12 protein-coding genes, 1 tRNA gene and 4 pseudogenes are annotated in these 20,344 nt (G+C 60.1%); 10 read left to right on the forward strand and 7 right to left on the reverse strand.

Going from position 1 to position 20,344, the window contains the following annotated elements:
* Positions 1–48: 48 nt before the first annotated feature.
* Positions 49–828, reverse strand: a complete 780-nt coding sequence (locus tag ACLH0J_RS19985; protein WP_411388669.1) for a helix-turn-helix domain-containing protein — start codon at positions 826–828, stop codon at positions 49–51.
* A gap of 175 nt (positions 829–1,003) precedes the next feature.
* On the opposite strand from ACLH0J_RS19985, the gene ACLH0J_RS19990 reads away from it, so the two are divergent.
* The 3 genes from ACLH0J_RS19990 to ACLH0J_RS20000 are packed head-to-tail and all read left to right on the forward strand — an operon-like array spanning position 1,004 to position 4,197.
* Positions 1,004–1,930 carry a 4-hydroxyproline epimerase gene (locus ACLH0J_RS19990; protein WP_411388670.1) on the forward strand — a complete coding sequence of 309 codons (927 nt, stop codon included), beginning with the start codon at positions 1,004–1,006 and terminating at the stop codon, positions 1,928–1,930.
* A gap of 42 nt (positions 1,931–1,972) precedes the next feature.
* Entirely contained in the window at positions 1,973–2,914 is a 942-nt protein-coding gene (locus ACLH0J_RS19995; protein ID WP_411388671.1) for a dihydrodipicolinate synthase family protein, read from the forward strand.
* 23 nt (positions 2,915–2,937) lie between these two features.
* A complete protein-coding gene (locus ACLH0J_RS20000) occupies positions 2,938–4,197 on the forward strand; it encodes an NAD(P)/FAD-dependent oxidoreductase (RefSeq protein ID WP_411388672.1) in 1,260 nt (419 codons plus the stop codon).
* On the opposite strand, the gene ACLH0J_RS20005 is transcribed toward ACLH0J_RS20000, so the two are convergent.
* Positions 4,176–5,117 (reverse strand): ADP-ribosylglycohydrolase family protein, encoded by a 942-nt coding sequence (locus ACLH0J_RS20005; protein ID WP_411388673.1) that lies wholly within the window; start codon positions 5,115–5,117, stop codon positions 4,176–4,178. The genes ACLH0J_RS20000 and ACLH0J_RS20005 overlap by 22 nt on opposite strands.
* A gap of 50 nt (positions 5,118–5,167) precedes the next feature.
* Positions 5,168–6,178 (reverse strand): GlxA family transcriptional regulator, encoded by a 1,011-nt coding sequence (locus tag ACLH0J_RS20010; RefSeq protein WP_411388674.1) that lies wholly within the window; start codon positions 6,176–6,178, stop codon positions 5,168–5,170.
* A gap of 2,156 nt (positions 6,179–8,334) precedes the next feature.
* On the opposite strand from ACLH0J_RS20010, the pseudogene istA reads away from it, so the two are divergent.
* The 4 genes and pseudogenes from istA to ACLH0J_RS20030 all read left to right on the forward strand — a co-directional run bounded on the left by istA (position 8,335) and on the right by ACLH0J_RS20030 (position 11,932).
* Positions 8,335–9,541, forward strand: a pseudogene (istA, locus tag ACLH0J_RS20015) (IS21 family transposase).
* A 23-nt stretch (positions 9,542–9,564) separates the two neighbouring features.
* A pseudogene (locus ACLH0J_RS20020) lies at positions 9,565–9,702 on the forward strand (AAA family ATPase); the annotation flags it as partial.
* 259 nt (positions 9,703–9,961) lie between these two features.
* On the forward strand, positions 9,962–11,617 hold the full coding sequence (locus ACLH0J_RS20025) for a methyl-accepting chemotaxis protein (RefSeq protein WP_411388675.1): 1,656 nt from the start codon (positions 9,962–9,964) through the stop codon (positions 11,615–11,617).
* 84 nt (positions 11,618–11,701) lie between these two features.
* A complete protein-coding gene (locus ACLH0J_RS20030; RefSeq protein WP_411388676.1) occupies positions 11,702–11,932 on the forward strand; it encodes a hypothetical protein in 231 nt (76 codons plus the stop codon).
* A gap of 12 nt (positions 11,933–11,944) precedes the next feature.
* On the opposite strand, the pseudogene ACLH0J_RS20035 reads toward ACLH0J_RS20030, so the two are convergent.
* Positions 11,945–12,574: pseudogene (locus ACLH0J_RS20035) on the reverse strand (phage late control D family protein); the annotation flags it as partial.
* Here ACLH0J_RS20035 and ACLH0J_RS20040 point away from each other — a divergent pair.
* Positions 12,573–13,017, forward strand: a pseudogene (locus ACLH0J_RS20040) (integrase); the annotation flags it as partial. The pseudogenes ACLH0J_RS20035 and ACLH0J_RS20040 overlap by 2 nt on opposite strands.
* Positions 13,018–13,155: 138 nt before the next feature.
* Here ACLH0J_RS20040 and ACLH0J_RS20045 read toward each other — a convergent pair.
* Positions 13,156–13,229: transfer RNA gene (locus ACLH0J_RS20045), tRNA-Cys, on the reverse strand.
* Positions 13,230–13,441: 212 nt separating this feature from the next.
* A complete protein-coding gene (locus ACLH0J_RS20050) occupies positions 13,442–15,730 on the reverse strand; it encodes an acylase (protein ID WP_411388677.1) in 2,289 nt (762 codons plus the stop codon).
* A 236-nt stretch (positions 15,731–15,966) separates the two neighbouring features.
* Here ACLH0J_RS20050 and ACLH0J_RS20055 point away from each other — a divergent pair, with 236 nt between their 5' ends.
* On the forward strand, positions 15,967–16,347 hold the full coding sequence (locus ACLH0J_RS20055) for a fe2+ zn2+ uptake regulation protein (protein WP_411388678.1): 381 nt from the start codon (positions 15,967–15,969) through the stop codon (positions 16,345–16,347).
* 8 nt (positions 16,348–16,355) lie between these two features.
* Here the strand turns inward: ACLH0J_RS20055 and ACLH0J_RS20060 are convergent, their stop codons facing one another.
* Entirely contained in the window at positions 16,356–16,544 is a 189-nt protein-coding gene (locus ACLH0J_RS20060) for a hypothetical protein (protein WP_411388679.1), read from the reverse strand.
* A 467-nt stretch (positions 16,545–17,011) separates the two neighbouring features.
* Between ACLH0J_RS20060 and ACLH0J_RS20065 the strand changes: the two genes are divergently transcribed.
* A complete protein-coding gene (locus ACLH0J_RS20065) occupies positions 17,012–20,329 on the forward strand; it encodes a membrane-targeted effector domain-containing toxin (protein WP_411388680.1) in 3,318 nt (1,105 codons plus the stop codon).
* Positions 20,330–20,344 lie beyond the last annotated feature (15 nt).

Genomic DNA, 20,344 nt, shown 5'->3' on the forward strand with positions numbered 1-20,344 from the left:
AGCATATGAGCGGCGTGAGCGCCAATCGTTGCATCGCACTGCCTGCGGCTACTGGAATGCACCCGTCGCGTGCCGATACTGGCGCGGCGTGAACCCGGTCGAGGCCTTGAACTGGCGGGTGAACGCGCTGTGGTCAGTGTAGCCGCACTGCAACGCGACCTCAGTGATCGGCAGGTCGCCGTGCAGCAACCGGTGGGCGTGTTCCAGGCGGACTTTCTGGATCATCTGCCGAGGGGTCAGGTGGAACACGCGTTTGCAGTAGCGCTCCAGCTGAGCCACGGAAATCCCGGCGATGCGCGTTAACTCGCCAAGGGGGACGCGGCGGTGGAAGTGGGTGCGGATGTGCGCGTCCACGGCGGCCAGGCGTTGGTAAGCCGGGTGGGTTTCGCTGGCCGATTGCAGGTCGACCGAAATGCCGGCCAGGCCGATGATGCGGCCTTCGTGGTTGTACAGCGGCCATTTGTGGGTCAGGCACCAGCCGGGTTCGCGGCTGCCGTAGAGGTGCAGTTCGAGCTGGTCTTCGAGCACGAAGCCGTCCTCCAGCACGCGTCGATCCTGCTCGGTGTAACCCGGCCCCAGCTGTGCGGGGAATACCTCGGCGCTGGTCTTGCCCAGCAACGGCTGCAAGTGCTTGAGGCCACAGCGCTGCACCAGGGTGCGGTTGGCCAGGACGTAGCGGGCGTGCACATCCTTGATGAAAATCGCCGCATTGGGGATCACATCCAGCATCGGCAATAGCTGCATCACACCGGCCAGTAGCTGCTCAAGGCGATGGGGGCGATTAGCCTCGGTGCCTTGGCAAAGGCTCGCAAACGCGCGGTGCGGCATGAGTGTGTCTCCCTGCGATCAACCTGGACGTCGAGCAGATTGCCCCATGGCCAGGGCGCTGTCGAGCGAGGCGCACTGTGCTGATTTCGTCATCGTGGCGCGCAAAAAACATCAATCGCGACAACGGCCATGCGTTCACTGTAGGGCCACGGCCAGCCACGCGAAGGAGCGTGTTATGAAGCGATTGCATGTGATCGACTCCCACACCGGCGGCGAACCGACGCGCCTGGTGATGAGCGGTTTCCCCGAACTGACCGGTGCGACCATCGCCGAGCAGTTGCAGCATTTGCGCAGCGAGCACGACCCATGGCGCCGCGCCTGCCTGCTGGAGCCGCGCGGCAATGATGTGCTGGTCGGCGCGTTGTATTGCGAGCCGGTGACGCCGGGCGCGACCTGCGGGGTGATCTTCTTCAACAACGCCGGCTACCTGGGCATGTGCGGCCACGGCACCATCGGCCTGGTTGCGTCCTTGCATCACTTGGGGCGCATCGCGCCGGGCGTGCACACCCTCGACACCCCGGTCGGCCCGGTGACAGCGACGCTGCACGAGGACGGCGCTGTGACCCTGCGCAACGTGCCCGCCTATCGCCATCGCCAGCAGGTGCCGGTGCGCGTGCCGGGGCATGGCGTGGTCCACGGCGATGTCGCCTGGGGCGGCAACTGGTTTTTCCTGGTGTCCGAGCACGGCCAGACGCTGGAGATGGGCAACGTCGACACCCTCACCGACTACACCTGGGCCATGCTCAAGGCCCTCGAAGCCCAGGGCATCCATGGCGCCGACGGAGCCCCAATCGACCATATCGAACTGTTCGCCCCTGACGCCCACGCCGACAGCCGCAACTTCGTGATGTGCCCGGGCAAAGCCTACGACCGCTCCCCCTGCGGCACCGGCACCAGCGCCAAGCTGGCGTGCCTGGCCGCCGACGGCAAGCTCGCTGCTGGTGAGCTGTGGATACAGGCGAGCATCACCGGTAGCCGCTTCGAAGGCCGCTACGAATGGGAGGGCAAGCACGTGCGCCCATTCATTACCGGCCGCGCCTACATGACTGCCGACAGCACCTTGCTGATCGACGAGCAGGACCCTTTTGCCTGGGGCATCTGAGCCCGGACCTTATTTGACTGAACATTGCTGGGAGACAGGACAATGAGCGAGACCATTTTCACCGGTTGCATTCCCGCGTTGATGACCCCGTGCACCGCCGCGCGCACACCGGACTTCGACGCTCTCGTCGCCAAAGGCCGCGAGTTGGTCGATATCGGCATGAGCGCCGTGGTGTATTGCGGCTCCATGGGCGACTGGCCGCTGCTGACCGAAGCCGAGCGCCAGGAAGGCGTGGCGCGCCTGGTGGCCGCTGGCGTGCCGACCATCGTCGGTACCGGGGCGGTGAACAGCCGGGAAGCGGTGGCCCACGCCGCCCATGCGGCCAAGGTCGGTGCCCAGGGCTTGATGGTGATCCCACGCCTGCTGTCGCGGGGTACCTCGGCCACCGCGCAAAAGGCGCACTTCTCGGCGATCCTCAAGGCCGCGCCGCAACTGCCGGCGGTGATCTACAACAGCCCATATTACGGTTTCGCCACCCGTGCCGAGCTGTTCTTCGAGCTGCGTCGCGAACACCCGAACCTGATCGGTTTCAAGGAATTCGGCGGCGGCGCCGACCTGCGCTACGCCGCGGAACACATCACCTCCCATGACGACAGCGTGAGCCTGATGGTCGGCGTCGACACTCAGGTGGTGCACGGTTTCGTCAACTGCAACGCCACCGGCGCCATCACCGGCGTGGGCAACGCGCTGCCACGGGAAGTGCTGCAACTGATCGCGCTCAGCAAGCAAGCGGCCAAGGGCGACGCCAAGGCGCGGCGCCTGGCCGGTGAGCTGGAAGCGGCGCTGGCAGTGCTGTCGTCCTTCGACGAAGGCTGCGATCTGGTGCTGTATTACAAGTACCTGATGGTGCTCAACGGCGACACGGGCTACGCGCTGCACTTCAACGAAACAGACGTGCTCAGCGACGCCCAGCGCCACTACGCCGAGCGGCAGTACGCGCTGTTCCGCCAGTGGTACGCCAACTGGTCGGCCGAGCAATGCTGATCGGCCAAGGGGAGGCATAGGCGATGTTCGACGCGCATCGTGCAGAGGTCGCCGTGGTCGGCGCCGGCATCATCGGCGTCGCCTGCGCCCTGCAGTTGGCACGCCAGGGGCGCCAGGTGGTGGTGATCGACCAACAGGCCCCCGGCATGGGCGCCTCCTATGGCAATGCCGGCCACCTGGCGACCGAACAGGTGTTTCCCATCGCCGACCTGTCGATCCTCAAACGCCTGCCCCCGATGCTGATGGACCCCATGGGCCCGCTGCGCCTGGACTGGAAATACTTGCCCCGCGCCCTGCCCTGGTTCGCCCGCCTGCTGCTCAACCTGGGGCCGACGCGCTACCAGCGTACGGTCGCGGGCATTCGCGCGCTGAACGAAGACAGCCAGGCGGCCTGGCAGCGTGTGCTGCACAGCATCGGGCGTCCCGGGCTGTTGCGCGAAGAAGGCTCGCTGCTGGTGTACGAGCGGACGGACTCACGGGCGGCCCTTGAGACGGTGCAGCGGCGAATGCAGCAGCAGAATGTGCCGCTGGACGTCTGGACGGGCGACGCCATACGGCAAGTCGCACCGCAGTTGAGCGATCGGATCCAGGGCGGATTGTTTTTCCCCGGTACCGGGCACTTTCTCGATCCTTACCAGGTGGTGTGTGAATTAGTCGACGCGGCCAAGGCCTGCGGCGTGCAGTTCCTCACACGCCAGGTGCGCAATGGACGGGTCGACGCCGACGGCGTCACGCTGGCCACCGATCAGGGCGCCTTCACCGCGCGTCTGCTGCTGATTGCCTGCGGCGCCCATTCGGCCACGCTCACCGCCGCCCTGACCGGCAAAAAAGTCCCGCTGGACACCGAGCGCGGCTATCACCTGATGCTGCCGCACGAGCGCGAGCGCCTGCCCTTTGCCGTCACCTCCCTGGAGCGCAAGTTCATCATGACCCCCATGGCCGGCGGCTTGCGTCTGGCCGGCACGGTGGAATTCGCTGGCCTCGACCGCCCGGCCAATATGCAACGCGCCTGGCAGTTGCATCGCTTGAGCCAGGGGCTGTTTCGCCAGGATCTGAGTGCGCAAGACGCCACGCCGTGGATGGGCTTCAGGCCGTCGTTACCGGATTCGCTGCCGATCATAGATCGGGTATGCGAAGGCAAGGTGCTGCTGGCGTTTGGTCACCAGCATCTTGGGTTGACCCAGGCGGCGGTAACGGCCGAATGGGTGGCGCAGTTGGCGAGTATGGATCGACGAGGGTCGGAGTTGCCGACGCTCGGGCCTTATCGCCTGGATAGGTTTTGATCGCTGCCTGCCTTTTCAGTCGCGACCTTGAACAAGGCATCCGCCATGTCCTGGATGTCTTCACGCATGCAGAGCTTTTCCAGCCAAGCCACCGGAATACCCTGCACGCCATAGTGCGCGCCGGCCAATTGGCCGGCGATGGCCGCGGTGGTGTCCGCATCATCCCCCAGGTTGGCGGCTGCCAGCACGGCGGCCGCGAAGCTGTCGGTGGTCAGTACGCACCAGAGCGCCGCCTCCAGCGACGCCACGCAGTAGCCGGAACCGGTGATCTGCGCACGGCTCTTTTCGCGATAGTCGCCCTGGGCAATCGCCACGACGCCGGGCATGCAAAGACCGGCGCTGGAGACACTCAACAGCTGCGTCTTCGGCGCTCCGCTCAAAGCCTGACTGATTGCGCGCGCGAGCACCACGCAGCATTCGATCGCCTCTTGAGCCCCGTGCGTGGTGCGCGAGCTTTGGCGGGCAAAATCATCGACACGTTGAAGATCTGGAAAGTAAAACAGCACCAATGGCGCGAGGCGCATCAGCGAACCATTGCCGGCGGAAAAAGCCGACGTGGAACCCGCAAACGGATCACCGTGGCCCTGAAACGCCGCCAGCGCCTCGCGAACGGTCAGGCCGATGTCGAAACACTCGCCGGTGGCGCTCAAGTAGCCCGACGTCCACCAGTTCAAGTAGCGCGTCATCTGGTCCGCCGGGTCGAAGCCCTGCTTGTGCAGCAGGCTCTCGGCCAGGCAGAGCGCCATGGAGGTGTCATCGGTCCATTGCCCGGCTTTGAGCTGGAAAGGCCCGCCGCCGAGCATATCCGTGAGCGGTTCAAACGTCCCGCGCGGCATGAATTCAACGCTCGTCCCGACAGCGTCGCCACACGCCAGCCCGAGCAGGCTGCCGCGATAACGATCCGAAAGCGTGAGGGTCATAGCACTCCTTGATAAAGATTCGTTCAGATAAAGGTTCAACGTCGCTCAGGTTACTTGACCAAGCGCTTCTCCTTGGAGGGGCGATATCCGAAATACGAGCTGTAGCACTTGCTGAAGTGGCTCGGCGACACAAACCCGCATGCCACCAGCACTTCCACCTGCGACAACTCGGTGTGTTGCAACAACCGACGCGCTTCGGTCACGCGCAATTCCATGTAGTAGCGTTGCGGCGTGGTACCCAGCTGTTCCTTGAACAGACGCTCCAACTGGCGGCGTGAGCGACCGGCGTACACAGCGAGTTGGTCCAGTTCCAGCGGTTCTTCGAGGTTGGCATCCATCAACTTCACCACTTCTCGCAACGGCGCACTGACGCTGACGTTCTCGGTGGGTTTGATGCGCCGGTAACGGGACTCTTCAAAGGCCAGAATGTCCTCAATGCCTTCGACCAGAGCCTTGCCGTGCAGGCCCTTGATCCAGTCCAGGGCCATGTGGAAGGCGCCCGAGGGGCTTGAGGCGGTGAGGCGATCGCGGTCGATCACGTAGGGTTCGCTGGTGACATGGGTGGCTTTGGACACTTCCGCCAGGGCCGGACGATGTTCGGGGTGGATCGCGCAGCGGTAGTCGTGCAACAACCCGGCACGCCCGAGGAACCAGGCGCCGTTCCATAAACCGGCGAGGCGCACGCCTTGTTCGGCGGCGCTGTGCAGCAGGTGGATAAAATCTGCGCCGGCCTTGAGCTCCGTGCGAAAACCACCACAGATCACCAGCAGTTCCAGTTCTTGCAGCGCGGCGGCATCCAGACGCGCATCGGGACGAATCACCAGACCCAGATCGCTGATGACTTCGCCGGTATCGCAACCGAAGGTGCGCGCGGCGAACAGGTCGGGACGCAGCAGGTTGGCGGTGACGAAGGTGTCGAGGGTCTGGGTAAATGCGGGCAGCGAGAAGTGTTCGAGCAACAGAAAGCCCACGCGCGTGATTGCTGTCGGCTGCTGGGAGGGTTCGTTGAGGTAGCGCAGGTTCTTGCCTTTCATGCCACCACTGAATTGGCGTCTTTCCATCAAGGGTTGGCCCACTCTTATTGTTGATGCAATGGGCGCCATCTTAGGGGGAAACGCGCTGGGTGTCTCAGGCGCTGATCCTGAATCAATCATCACCACTCAACGCCCGCACTAAAGGCGTGGCGAGCACATCTGATACGGTTTTTTCTGTGGAATCTGCGCCTGTATCGAAACGCCAGGCAGGCGGACAATAGCCCTCGTCCCCACCCCCTTCCCTTCGGAGGACCTATGGCCAAGATGGCACTTTTCCTGTTCGGCTTTTTGGTGTTGACCATTGGTATCGGCCTGTTGGCGACCATCTCGCCGGTGTGATACGCAGCCGCTGACAACTTCTTGCACACTTAAATATGAATAACCCTGTGGATGGATCGCTACAGGGCTTATATACAAACGCCCGTAACCAAGTGCGCGCGAAGTTGACGTGCACTGCGCAAGAAGCTGCACAGCTATTGCAACTCTTTCTGGATAGCGCCGAAGGACGCCTCATACAAATGCTTAAGCGCAGAACGCGCTATCCGGTCATGAGCAACGTCGTCAAAGCGACCATGACCACTCTGGTCTTTCACAGACGAGAGCCTAAGGTGAACATAGCGCCTAGCCCTCCCCGTCGCGGACTTCTCTTTGCCTGTGAGCGATCCCAGACAAAGAAAAGGCAGGCCACTGTTCATGGCCTGCCTCGCTTGGCAACTCGTTAACGCGGGCCGCCGCCGCCTTGACCGTGACCGCCACCACCGCCGTGGCCACCACCACCCCCACCGCCCGGCGGCATAAACATCCAGCAACCCGACAACGTAGACAACAGCGCGACAACAACAGCCGCCTTAGTTAGGTAATTCAACTTCATGACAACACTCTCTTACTTGACGAGATTAACTTCTCACTGGTTATGACAGCGCAAAACGCAGCGCGTCACGACTATCGTGTAACGCGATGGTAGGCTTTGTATGCGTAGCGATACACGTTACTTTTAGGCAAATAAAGGTGAGTGGCGACACCGTTGGCGAGAGGCCGGTCACGTGCTTTTAACTGCGACGATGAACCGTTCCCTGCCGGCCGGTGACATCAGGAGCGGCTTGAAATTTCCAAACGTTATTATTTGACAGCCTTGACGTGAGGCACATAGCTATCATCGGCGCCAAATCAAGCGTGAAGGAGCCTATTAATGGTATTGAGACCCACCAAAACTACCAATCGCCATGGATGGGTTTGGGTCTATAAAAAAATCAGACGGTTTGGCTTTTCTCCATTGACTGCTTCTTACCGGGCAAGCCTCTACGTCATTCGAGGCGACACCGGAACGTTCAGATTCAAAAATGGCTGGGAAAAATTCCGCTTTCGCCGTTAATCCATAACGCTCAGTGAACCGTCCTGGATTTCACTTGAGCGTTCCTCAAAGAGCGACACGCGCCGATTAAGGTTAAATCACATGTAATAAAAAGCCCCGCAGGTCATTATTCTACGGGGCTTTAAGAGCAAAGGCATCATTCGAACACTGCTTACATCAAGTCGCAAAAAGTACATTTAATACAACCCATTGATATTTCTTTAAACTGCAGCCCCTTACTTAGCACGTAAAGTGCGAGCCCTCCACTTAATTTTTTGGAGTGCGCGCAGTAAAAATCATCACCGTTTTTAGTGATGGGGGGGCGCCGCCGGCAGGATCAGCAATGAAGCCGGCAACTACCTGTTCAGCCATGCGCCAAGCCTGGGCAAATTGTGCGGAGGGAATCTCCTTGGTCCCACTCAGATAGGCATAGTTCGGGTCATTCTGCTTCCAGCAACTGAACTGTCAGGACTTGAGACACGCTCCCGCATAACTCTCCCCCTCCACGACTTGGCTTTGCCGTCGAACACTCTATTGCGTATCGATACGCATCATGTAAGAAGCAACACATTAATGGTGTTGAGGTCCGCTACTATCAGGCCAAAGTGCGGATTCCACGCGCATTTGGACACCCATTCCACGAACACTTGGACAGCGATTCCACGCTGACTTGGACACTCATTCCACGGCCACTTGGACACTGATTCCACGAGCACTTGGACAGTGATTTCTCACTGATCCGACCCACGCTCAGGCAGGCGGCAACGCAGGACTATTCACTACCATCGGCCTCTTTTATCGAAGCGAAGAGGTCGTCGTGGAGCGTATATTCATGCGTAAAATTCGAGAGGTACTACGCCTAGAGTTCGACGCCGGCCTGTCCGCGCGCAAGATCGCCGCCAGCCTGCGCATCAGCAGCGGCAGTGCCGGCAGTTACCTGCACCGTTTCAACGCTTGCGGGCTGACTTGGCCGACATCATTGTCGGACGCCGAGCTGGAGCGATGCCTGTTTCCGCCAGTACCAACAGCTCCCAGCGATCGAGGCGAACTGGTCGCAGAAACTGCCCGACTGGCTGGGCTCACACGCCCGCTGTTTTGCTTTTTTCGGCGGCACCGCACAGATCCTGGTGCCCGACAATCTGCGCAGTGGCGTGACCAAGGCGCACCGTTACGAGCCCGATATCAACCCCAGCTACCGCGATCTGGCCGAGCACTACGGCGTCGCCGTATTGCCTGCTCGCTCACGAAAACCCAAGGACAAAGCCAAGGTCGAAGTCGGTGTTCAAGTGGTCGAGCGCTGGATCCTGGCGGTGCTGCGCAATCGGCAGTTCTTTTCGCTGGGTGAACTCAACACGGCCATCGGACTGCTGCTGGATCGCCTCAACCAAAAGCCCTTCAAAAAGCTGCCCGGCTCACGCCGTTCGGCCTTCGAAACCCTTGACCAGCCGGTAATGCAAGCATTGCCGGAACATCCCTACGTCTACGCCGAATGGAAAAAGGTGCGGGTGCACATCGACTACCACGTCGAGGTCGACGGTCACTTCTACGCGGTGCCGTACCAGTTGGTGAAGCACCAACTCGAAGTGCGACTGACTGCACAGACCGTCGAGTGCTTCCACGCCAACCAGCGCGTGGCCAGCCATCTGCGCTCGCCGCACAAAGGCCGCCACACCACCCACACCGAGCACATGCCCAAAAGTCACCGCGAACACGCCGAGTGGACGCCGCAACGGCTGATCCGCTGGGCAGAGCAAACCGGGCCGAACACGGCTGGCGTTATCGCCTACATCCTCGAACGCCGAATCCATCCGCAACACGACTTCCGCGCCTGCCTGGGGATCCTGCGCCTGAGCAAACAGCACGGCGAAGCGCGGCTGGAAGCCGCGTGCCAGAGTGCGCTGGCACTGGGCGCATGTAGCTATAAAAACCTCGAATCGATCCTGCGCCAAGGCCTGGAGCGACTGCCGCTGGCCCAGCAAAACCTGCCGCTGCTGCCCGACGAGCACATCAACCTGCGTGGCCCCGGCTACTACCACTGACCTGAAAAAGGAGCACGAACAGGCTGCCCAACCCGACCCTCGACAAGCTACAAACCCTGCGCCTGCACGGCATGATCAAGGCGCTCAGCGAGCAACACGCAACGCTCGACATCAACGATCTCAGCTTCGACGAACGCCTCGGTCTGATGGTCGACCGCGACTCGTAGCTCTCGCGCCTGCCAGAAACCGGTGGCTACTGACCGTTCATCGGGACTGAGTGACATCATGATGACATCATGCCGATATGATTGTACAAAGTTGTACAAATATAAACGATTGTACAAGTCTCGATTAGCCGGGAAATAACGCCGCTACTCGTTGCCGTCGAACAAAAGAATACCTGCGCAGGATGCGGAACAAGGGCGAATACATACCCTTGCAGGTGTCCCTAAATTGCTCCTCCCATTACGCAGGTACATCATGCCATCGCACGCTCCCCGGCTCTCTACACGGACCAGTCTCTATGCCGGCTATGCCAGCCTGCTCGCGTTTATGCTGCTGATCGCCGCTATCTCGCTGTACGCTCTGGCTAACAGCAATAAGGACTTTTTTCTCTATGTTAATGGCATTGATGCACGCGCCCGTCTGGCCAGCACACTGAACGACGCCGCCGCCCAGCGCGCGATTGCCCTGCGTAACATCGCCTTGAACAGCAATGTCACCGCGAGAGGACAGCAGCGAGGCGCAATTGCCGTCAACGAACAAATGGTGGACAGCAGCCTCGCCGCGCTACGCCAGGCAATTGATAACCATGATGATGTGTCGCCCAAAGCACGTGAACTGTTCTCAACCATCGAGCAGGTCGAGAGCCGCTACAAACCGGTCGCGCACACCATTGCCGAACACCTGTTCAAGGGTGAAAACGACGAGGCCCTGCGCATGGTCAGCGAGCAGTGCACCCCCTTACTGGCCGAGCTGACCCACGCAATTGGCGAATTCCTGCGCTACAGCAACCAGAAGGCAGACCTGCAGGTGAGCGAAAATGATGCAAACTATCTGTCACAACGCAACCTGCTGCTCGCCATTACTGCGCTGGCCGTCTTACTAGCAGCGGTACTGGGCTACGTCATCAGCCGCAACCTGCTGCGCGCGCTGGGTGCCGAACCGAGCGAACTCAACCAGCTCGCCCAACGGGTTGCCCAGGGCGATTTGCGCGCTAGCGAGCGCACGATTAAGCCACCACAAGCCAGCATAATGGCCGCCCTGCTGAGCATGCAGGAGAACCTGCGGGACATGACCAAGGGCATAAACCTGTCCTCACAGACCGTGGCCGAATCCAGCCAGGAGCTTAGCCAATCGAGCCTGAGAAACGCCGAAAGCGTGGCCACGGCACAGTGCGAGGTCGAGCAGATCGTCACCGCCGTTCACCAAATGGCCGCCACCGTGCAGGATGTCGCGCGCAATGCCGAATCCGCCGCCAGTGCCGCCAGCGAGGCCGATAGCGCGGCCCTGTACAGCCAGCAGAAGGCCAAAGATGCCGTCAACATGATCGGTGAGCTGGCTGAGACAATCGAACAGTCCAACATGGCCATGGGCCGGCTGAAGAATGAAACCGGCAATATCGGCGGCGTGCTTGAAGTGATCAAGTCGGTGGCCGACCAGACCAACCTGCTGGCCCTCAATGCAGCCATCGAAGCTGCACGTGCTGGCGAGGCCGGACGCGGCTTCGCGGTGGTAGCCGACGAGGTGCGCAGCCTGGCACAGCGTACCCAGAAGGCCACATCAGAGATTGAGGGGCTAATCGCCAATCTGCAGAAAATTGCCGACGAGACCTCGCAGCATATGCAACGCTGCAAGCGCTCCAGTGCGCAGTCGGTGTCCGGCGTTTCCGAGGCCGGTGACGCGGTAAGCACGATCGTAACCATGATCGAGCGGATCAACGGCATGAACCACCAAATCGCCGCTGCCGCCGAGCAGCAGAGTACCGTTGCCGAGCAGATCAGCCGGGGCATCGTGACCGTCAGCGAAAGCGCCGAGCAATCCGCTGCAGCCTTCCGCAGCGCTCAGCAGGAAAGCGAAGGACTGGCACGCACCAGCGTGACATTGCGAGAGAATATCTCGCGCTTTCAGCTCTAGGGTCTGTTGCCGTTTCATCGCGAGCCGCGTTGCTGCGAAAAATAGAATAAAGCAAAAAAATAACAACCCAACGAGAGAGTTCCCATGCCAAAAAATACTCTTTTATTTGCCACTAAAAGCCTAATTCAGAATCAAAGGCTTTTCGCTTCATCACTTGGAGCTTTAGAACAGTGGCTGCTCCAAAAAACCGATAAGGAATCAAATCTTGTAGCATTCCGTATCAGGGAGGAGCTTGACACCATCAATGAAGAATTAGACCTACTAACCCTTACCACTCTTAAACTTGGAGGGAGCGAAGATGGTCGAGAAACTTAAACAGACCTTTATTCACATCAAAACTCCCAAAGGGCAGCACCTGTCGCGGCAGCTAAGCGCTCGTTTCAGCCCGCACTCGACGGTGGTGGACCAGCCAGCTTGAGTGAATGTCTGCTCGACTGAATCCACCAGATACTCGCTATCAAGCCCCACCTTGAAACCCTGGGCATTGCTTGAGCGCTCAGCAAACAGATCCGTACGTCCGGGCATTTCCAGACGCACGCCGGCCGTGGAGCGATTGAACGCAGCCAAGCGGGCTTTTGTTCTGAAGCTTGGCCGCCACGGTCTTGTGCGACGAGACTGCCAGCGGCCTACGTCGCTGGGCGTGATGGTGATCGCGCCAATCACCTTGCCGCTGGCACTCAGCCCCGCTTGGCGCTGCATCACCATCAATTTGCCGTCGCCCACCTTAGCGGTGCAGTCGTATTGCTTGGCCAGACGCGTGACAAAGCTGAAGCCAGATTCGTGGAGCTGGTCAGCCCGGGAGACTTTCGTGGCAATGGTGCAGGCTGGTGTCCAGCCGTTACGGGCAACGATTTTCGACAGCGGCACGTCTTCCCAGCTACCGTTACGGGTGGATTTGCCGGTGCCTCGGATGTCGCTGACCTTGCCCCGGATAACGATGGTGTCCGGCGGACCGGATATCGTGTGGAATGCCGTGTACGACGCAGCCGTGCAGGAACTCAAGGATGCCATGGACCTCGCCTACTTGACCGGTCAGCGCCCCGCCGAGGTGTTGAAAGTGACCACCACTGATTTAAACGCCGAGTTCCTGATGGTCAAACAGGGCAAGACCGCGAAGAAACTTCGCCTACGGCTGGAGGATGAAGGGGTTCAGTCTGGACTGAGCGCTTTTATCAATGACCTGCAGGGACGAAGCCCGCGAGAAAGCTGCCGTCAAAGCAGGCGCCGATGGCGACTCTGCCCTGGCAGTGCTGATCCGCCAGTTCCAGTTCAATGACATCCGCCCAAAAGCGGCCAGCGAGATCGAGCTGACACACGCCAGCCGCCTGCTTGAACACACCACCGAAGGGATAACCAAGAAAGTCTATCGACGAGTGGGTGAGATTGTAAAACCCACGAAATTACCCGCCGCATGCCACGCCGCCAGGTGCCGATCCGCATTCCCGAATGCGACCAAAACCGCAGAGGGTTGGGGAACGGATCCCAAATCGCAGGCATTAAAAAACCCCGTAGACCATTGATCTACGGGGCTTTAAGAGTGGAGGCCGAGGTCGGAATCGAACCGGCGTAGGCGGATTTGCAATCCGCTGCATAACCATTTTGCTACTCGGCCTCAAACGATCAACGCCCTGATTGCTGGCATTCACCGCGTAAAAACTTGAGTGGGCTTTTGAAGCCTGTCTCTACTCTAACTCATTGAATACATTGAAGTTTTTAATGCTTCGTTGCGTTCGATGGGCGCCATTATGTACTCATTTGCTTATGCCTGCAACCCCTTGATTTCAAAAATGTTTCGCATTGCGATCAAGGCGTTGCGTGCCTGCCCTACTCCCTGATGCGCTGCTCCTGATATTGCGGATCGGCCTGGATCTGGGCTTCGGTGAAGGGCAGCGGGCGGAGTTTTTTCTGGGAGAACGCCTGGGTCTGGTCGTTGAAATACTTGGACGTGGGATTACTGGATTCGGAGAACGTCAGTACCCCTTCGGCGCGGGGCCCGTTGTCATCGAAGGTGACGATTTGCAGGTAGCTGCTGCCGCTGACGACTTCGCGCTTGCCGTCCGCCCGGGGCACGGTTTGCATGGCGTTGTAGATGCCCAGTTCCTGCGGGCCTCCGTGGATCGGGGTTTGGCCGCGAACCTGAATGTCCCCCCATTGGCTGTCCGCACGGAGACCACGCCGGGTGATGTCGGCAGTCGAGGCCAGCATGGCTTCGCGCAGCGCTTTGGCGACGGGCGCGCGTTCGATGGCCAGGCCGCGCGGAGTGGTCAGGGGTTGGGTCGGGTCGAAGGCGACGCGCCAGGCATCGGGGATTGGCTGCAGATGTTCGATCAGGTCAATGAAGTGCACCAGGCCCAGGCCGCTGTCGAGGTTGGCGTGCCGGTCCCAGTTTTTCAGACGGTTGCATAGGGGCTGCAAGGTGGTGATATCGGCGCCGAGGTGTTTGGCGCAGAACTCAAGCAGGTCCGGCATCACTTGCCCGGCCAGGTACACCTCGTTGTCCATCACCATGTTGTGCAGATCAGCCACGCCGATCGGTTGCTTGTCCAGCGAGTGCAGGCGTTGCAAGGCGAAGCGGGCACGGGGGCCGAGGCCGATGCGGTCCTGGCTGATGACCGGCGAGAAGCCGGTCAGCGGGGCCTTGGGGTTGACCATCCAGGCAGAGTCATTGGCGTGCTGCACGTAGTCGCTACGCTGCAGTTGCGGCAATTGGTCGGCCGGGAATATGCCGGCCTGGGCGGCACGTGGATCGACGTCCCAGGCGCAGGCACTGCGGGCGCCGTCGAGCACGATCATCTGCACGCCGGCACGCGGGTCGCTGCATTGCGCCAGTTTGGCCGCGCTGACGTTGGGCACCACCGACAGGTTCATGTACAGACTCTGGCCCTGGTCATCCGCGGCCAGGGTATTGACCCACGGAATGCCTTGCAGGGTATGGATCGAGGCTTGCAATGCCTTGAGGCTGGGCGCGCGGTTCATCGCGTACCACTGCTGCAGAACGCGATCATTGCCCAGGTTGGCATCGCGCAGGCTGAAGGCGTAATGACGGTCCCAGTCCAGCTTGCCAGGCCATTGCACCACCGGGCCGAATTGCGAACGGTAGACCGTATGGTTCACCGCTTCAGTGCTGCCGTTCGGCCGCTTGACCTGCACAGTCACCGAGGTTTTATCCAGGGCAATGGACTTGCCATCGAGCATATAGCGCGTGGAATCCTTGGGGTCGAGCGTCAGGCGATACAGCGTAAAGTGCTTGGACGTGTCCACCGTATGGGTCCACGCCACATGCTGGTTGAAGCCGATATTGATCACCGGCAAGCCCGGCAGTGCCGCGCCCATCACGTTCAGTTGGCCGGGGATGGTCAAGTGCATCTCATAAAAACGCATGCCGCCCACCCACGGAAAATGCGGATTGGCCAGCAGCATGCCGCGACCATTGAACGAGCGGTCGCGCCCCACCGCCACGGCGTTACTGCCGCGGTCGAGGGTGAAGCGCTGTTGGTTCGCGGCGGCCAGTGCAAAGGCCTTGGCGCCAGATAGTACGCCCGCGGTGGCTTGGGGCGGCGCTGCGCCCGCCAAGGCTTCAGCGAATTGGCCGACACCGCCTTCCACCAACAGCCTACGGGTCAGTTTGACCACGTCCTCCGCCACCAGTGGTCTTACCCAGGCGCCCTGGCACTGTCCCGGCGCGCCCTTTTCCTTCAGGTAGCGGTTATAGCCGGCCACGTAGCCTTCGATACGCTGCTGGATCTGCGGACTCTGGGCCTTCCAGAACGCGGCAACGACGTCGGGTGTGTTCAACCAGGTGAAGAACACGTCGCTGGCCAGGTTGTTGCGTTCCTCCAGGGTCGACTGCTCGGGGCCGAAAAACCGCGCGCGCTCGCCATTCACCGTGACCACTTCATTGGCCAGCAGGCATAGGTTCTCCTGGGCATAGGCGTAACCGATGCCGAAGCCCAGGCCGCGCTCATCGCTGGCACGAATATGCGGCACGCCGAAGCTGGTGCGCCGGATATCCGCCGACGCTTGCGTTACCTGCTCGCGCGCCGATGCGGCCAGGCTCAGCCCCAGCAACAGCCCTGCCACGCACACCCTGGACAACCCGTTGGAAATAATCACGCAGACTCCACAGTCAAATTGAACACCCTCACCGGGGTAACCACCCCACCGTAAGGACGCAAAAAACCGGGATTAATTTAGTGTCGAGGAGGGGTACACGCAGCGTCGCGAAAGTGACAAAACCGATACCGACAAAATTTCTACATCCGTCACTTCATGATTTCGCTCGCTCGTTCGTCTTATTGATTAAGAGCGCCATCATTTTCCTGATCAGGCTCTGATAAGGAGTTTTCTAAATGTACAACCCGCCAGTGCCCAAGGATGGACATTCACCGGCCGCCGACGCCACATTCGGCAACGGCGCACTTGCGTTCGGCAAAATGCCCGAACAGCAAGGCAACCAGCGTATTCGCCATTTGCTCAAGTGTTTCGGCTTGCGCACCAGCCTGATCCGGCTGAAGGTCATCGACGCCCTGCTCACCGCCGCCGACAAGCAGCGCACCCTGGGGGTACGCGGCGTGCACAGTCATTTGCTCGAGCTGGGCATCCCGTTGTCGTTTCTGAGTGTGCGCGAAGTGCTCAAGCGCCTGTGCAGCGAAGGCGTGATCACCCTCAATGCCGATAAAAGCTACAGCCTCCATGAAGAGGCTGCGAAGGTGCTCGACGGTCGTGGCTGACGTCGACCTTACAACTTGACCTTGCGACGCATGATGCCGTTGATCACCACAACGATCACGGCGATGGCGATGGCGATGGTCTGGAATGTCTTCTCACTGATAAACCCGATGTTCTGCAAGTAGGACAGGCCAAACATGCTCGCCAGTACCGCCAGGGCGATCAGAATCGAGTATTTCAAACGTTGCTTTTGGGTCATGACGGGTTCCTGAACCTGAAAAAAGTATTCACGGTGGATCACCAGACCGGCCGGGCACATCTTCAACGATGGGAATAGACGGCGGGTCGGCAGGGGCACATGTTACAGGCGATAAAAAGCTTTGGCTCGCTCAACCCGTGATTGAGGCGGTTTCGCCCCTCTAATCGACACTCAGTCTTACACAAGGCGGTAGCTCCGAGCGGAACCCCGACGCCCCTTTTCTGCACCCATTTTGGGCGCCTGAGGAATAGGGAACCTCCTGATGACAGGCGCTTTTTCTGGCATGTCTGAAGAGGTACCCACCGATGTCCAATCTTTCACCCGTTGTCACCCAACAACCTTTTCTTCTCTCCCCACTCCCCACGTCCGACCTACCCGCGTCGCACTTGCCCGCCCAACCAGCGGCGAACACCGAGCCCACCGCCTCAGACACTGAGGAGGGGCCAAGCAGCGCGCTGGAACAGGCCTTGGCAGACAAGCAAAACCTCAGAACCCTGGGGCAAAAACTCAAAGAAACCGCCACGCGCCTGGGTGTCAACGCAACACCCCAGGCCATCCTGAGCGCGCTGAAATCCACCCCCATGGACCGTCTACCCGCGTCGGCAAACACGAGCGTCACGCTGGAAGCCTTTATCACCGGCAGCGGCTTGGCAGTGCCAAACAGTCATTTCGCCCTGACCGCCCTGGCAGACGCCGTGCTCAACCGCGCCCAGGAACATCCCCTGGGCAATTTTGGCGGTGCGCTGTCCTGGCCGTTGCCGCCGAGCGCGGATGCACAACGCAGGTTGCTGGAAGCCACCCGGCACTATGGCGCCGACCATCCGAACCCACCCGATATGACGCTGAGCCTGGGCGTACTGGAATACCTCAACAGTAACCAGCCACTGTCCACCGAGGCCGCCAACGACCCGGCCAAAGCCCTGGAAAGCCTTGTCAGTACGCCCCGCTCACAGGCACTGGGCCAAACTTTGCAGACCCACATGAACGGGATTGCCACCGACACCAGCGTGAACGACTACACGTTGGCCGCCATCAACCTGATACTCGACCCCCAAGCCCTCACCGACCCCAAGGCCACCCAAGTCGCCGGCTTCGATCTGGCCCGCAAAGCGCACTGGGGAAAACCGGTGTCAGGCATACGCGAAGGCCTGGTCGCCCACTTGACGGCGCAACATCAGGCCACCCCCGGCATGGCCAACATCGGCGCTTACCTGTTATTGGCCAGAAAGGCGCCCGAACTGCTGATCAAAGATATTCCCGACAATGTGACCTACGGCAGCCCTGCGTGGGTCAGCCTGTCCATCGCGGCGGCAGCGATAGAAGCCCAATCGCCGGGAAAGGTTCCCAACATGAGCTTTGCCCAAGTCATGATGGAAGCCGAAAGCGCCACCTTGAACGAAAGGGCCATCACCCAACAGGCACAAAGCGCAGCCCTGCGGGTGTGGGGTGCGGTCAATGGCGTGCTGTCTGAGGAGGAAGCGGATCGCTACAATCCCAGCGACCGTGAAAAGGCCCGAAACGCCTTCAACCAGCAGGCGAGCGAACGGCTGGAGGCGTCCAGCCAGATCCACGCCGAGATCCCCAGCCGTAAAGCCATTGCCCTGGCCAAACTGAAAGAAAGGTTTGGCGACACGCTGCCCTTCGAAGAAAAACTGCTGACGGTCAACGACACCACACAACCCTTCACCCGGGCGCTCTACTCTCGCAACCGGGGGCCTGCCGGCCGCCACTCGCTGCTGGACATCGCCATGAGCGGGCTGCACCAGTACAAATGGCAATCCACCGACCAGCGCATCGTCGATGCAACCCGGGGCCATTCGCTCGAATTCAATGTGAACCGCGTCTTCAACACGCAATTTACCCAGGCCATCGACCACCGGAAAAAAGGCATTGGTGTAGCGGTCAAGCAGATGATCGCGCAGTTGCCGCTGGCAGACCGACAAAAGCTGGAGCATGGGAAGCTTGAGTTCTATCAACACAACACCTACATCCTGGGCATGGGGTTTACCGACCGAACACTGGAAGAGAAAAACGAAAAGCTGCTGGTTAAAGCCACCGGAGTGAACGACGAAACCGTGTATGAGATCGACCTGAGGCGCGGCTGCATCAAGACGGTCCCAAACCAGGTGTTGACGCGCAAGCATGAGCGCGACGCCAACCGGGACTATCCGATAGAGCCATTCACCCCCACCCAGACCTCCGCAGCCAAATTCGATCAGGACAAAGAAACCCCTCACCCGTTGCCCACACCCAACAGCTTTTCAAGCGCGAGAACGCAGTCCATCGTCGACGCCTTTGTCGAGCACCTGGATATCGATAACAAGGACGTGGTCAAGCAGGCCAAGGGCACCAGCAGTTACGATCAGCAAATGGAACAGGAGCACAAACTCGCAGATTTTTTCCTCGACCTGATTCCCCTCAGGTCGGCGATCGTCAACTTTCGACAAGGCAACTATGCGGAGGGCGCGGTCGACCTGGGACTGGATATTTTCGGTTTCGTCACCGCCGGCGCAGGAACGGTAGCGAAAGTGGCGAAAGTCGGTGCCAAAGCCGTGAGTACCACGACCAAGGCCTTGAAGGTGGCCAAAATCCTCGGGACCACCGCCATCAATGAGTTCAACCCGCTCAACGGGCTGGGCGATCTGGTCAAGGGCGGCACCCGGTTGATTGACCGGGGCGTGCAGAAAATCAAGGGCGTGGCCCACAGCCCATACGGCGAGGTGACCGTGGGCACCTTCAAATCCGCCGAGCGTACCGTCGAGGGCAGCACCATCGTCAGCAACGGCCAACGGTATGCCTATGACCCCGTCCAGATGAAGCCTTATGGTTCGCCCCTCGAGGAATTCAACCCGCTGGACACACTGGCTCCCGGCGGCTCCACCCTCACGCACTCCCCCAGACAGCAAAGGGGTCATCGGTACACCCCCATGGGCACCGGCGCCAGGCCCATTCGTGTCAGGCAGCCGCTGCCCGACGGCGACTACGCCGAAAGCCTGAAAGGCAAGCTGGAACCGGACCATTTCAAGCCAGATACCAAGGCGGCAACGTTGAACAAGTTCAACAACGAAATGAATAATTACTATGACGCCATACAAGAGACAGGAATCCCGCCTCGCCCCAGCATTCCGTCAGTGCCCAAGCCGATCCCGGCCGCCGAGTTGCTCACCGAAACCCTGAATGTGTCACCCGGTGTGGTGCTGGGGGAGTCCCACAAGCAAATGGCGAGTTTCAAGGTGCTGTTCGATAACGTCGAGACGTTGAAGCGCCAGAACGTTAAAAAAGTCTATTTCGAAGGGTTGATCGATATGCCCCAAGGGCTTGTCGATGACGGTATCGGCATACTGGGGCAAAGCAGAATACCCCGCCAGAATCCGTCCTTTCCCGAACTGCGCAAAAAACTCGAAGACAACGGTATCGAGGTCATGCCGCTCGACCACTACTACCTCACACGACACAAGGATGTACGTACACCCCAAGTGCCGACCTCCGCAGGCAACGGCTCAGTACAGCGGCTCAAGGAATTCAACTACTACGCCGCAGAAACCATCCAGGCCAACTCCGGCACTGAGAAGTGGGTCGCCCTGGTGGGAAGTTCCCACATGAACACCACCGAAGGCGTACCGGGCCTGGCTGAATTGACGGGAAGCCTGGGAATTGGGGTGACTGACAACCACAAGATCACCGGACAGCTCGGGTTAAAGGCGCGCGGTGCCGTGCCGGACCCCAACAAACCATTGGGCCGAAACGACGTTGCCGGTGATTTGCAGATTTTCGTGCAGGCATAAGCCCCTCAGACAACC

The sequence above is a fragment of the Pseudomonas sp. MPB23 genome, from assembly GCF_046605395.1.
Classification (GTDB): domain Bacteria; phylum Pseudomonadota; class Gammaproteobacteria; order Pseudomonadales; family Pseudomonadaceae; genus Aquipseudomonas.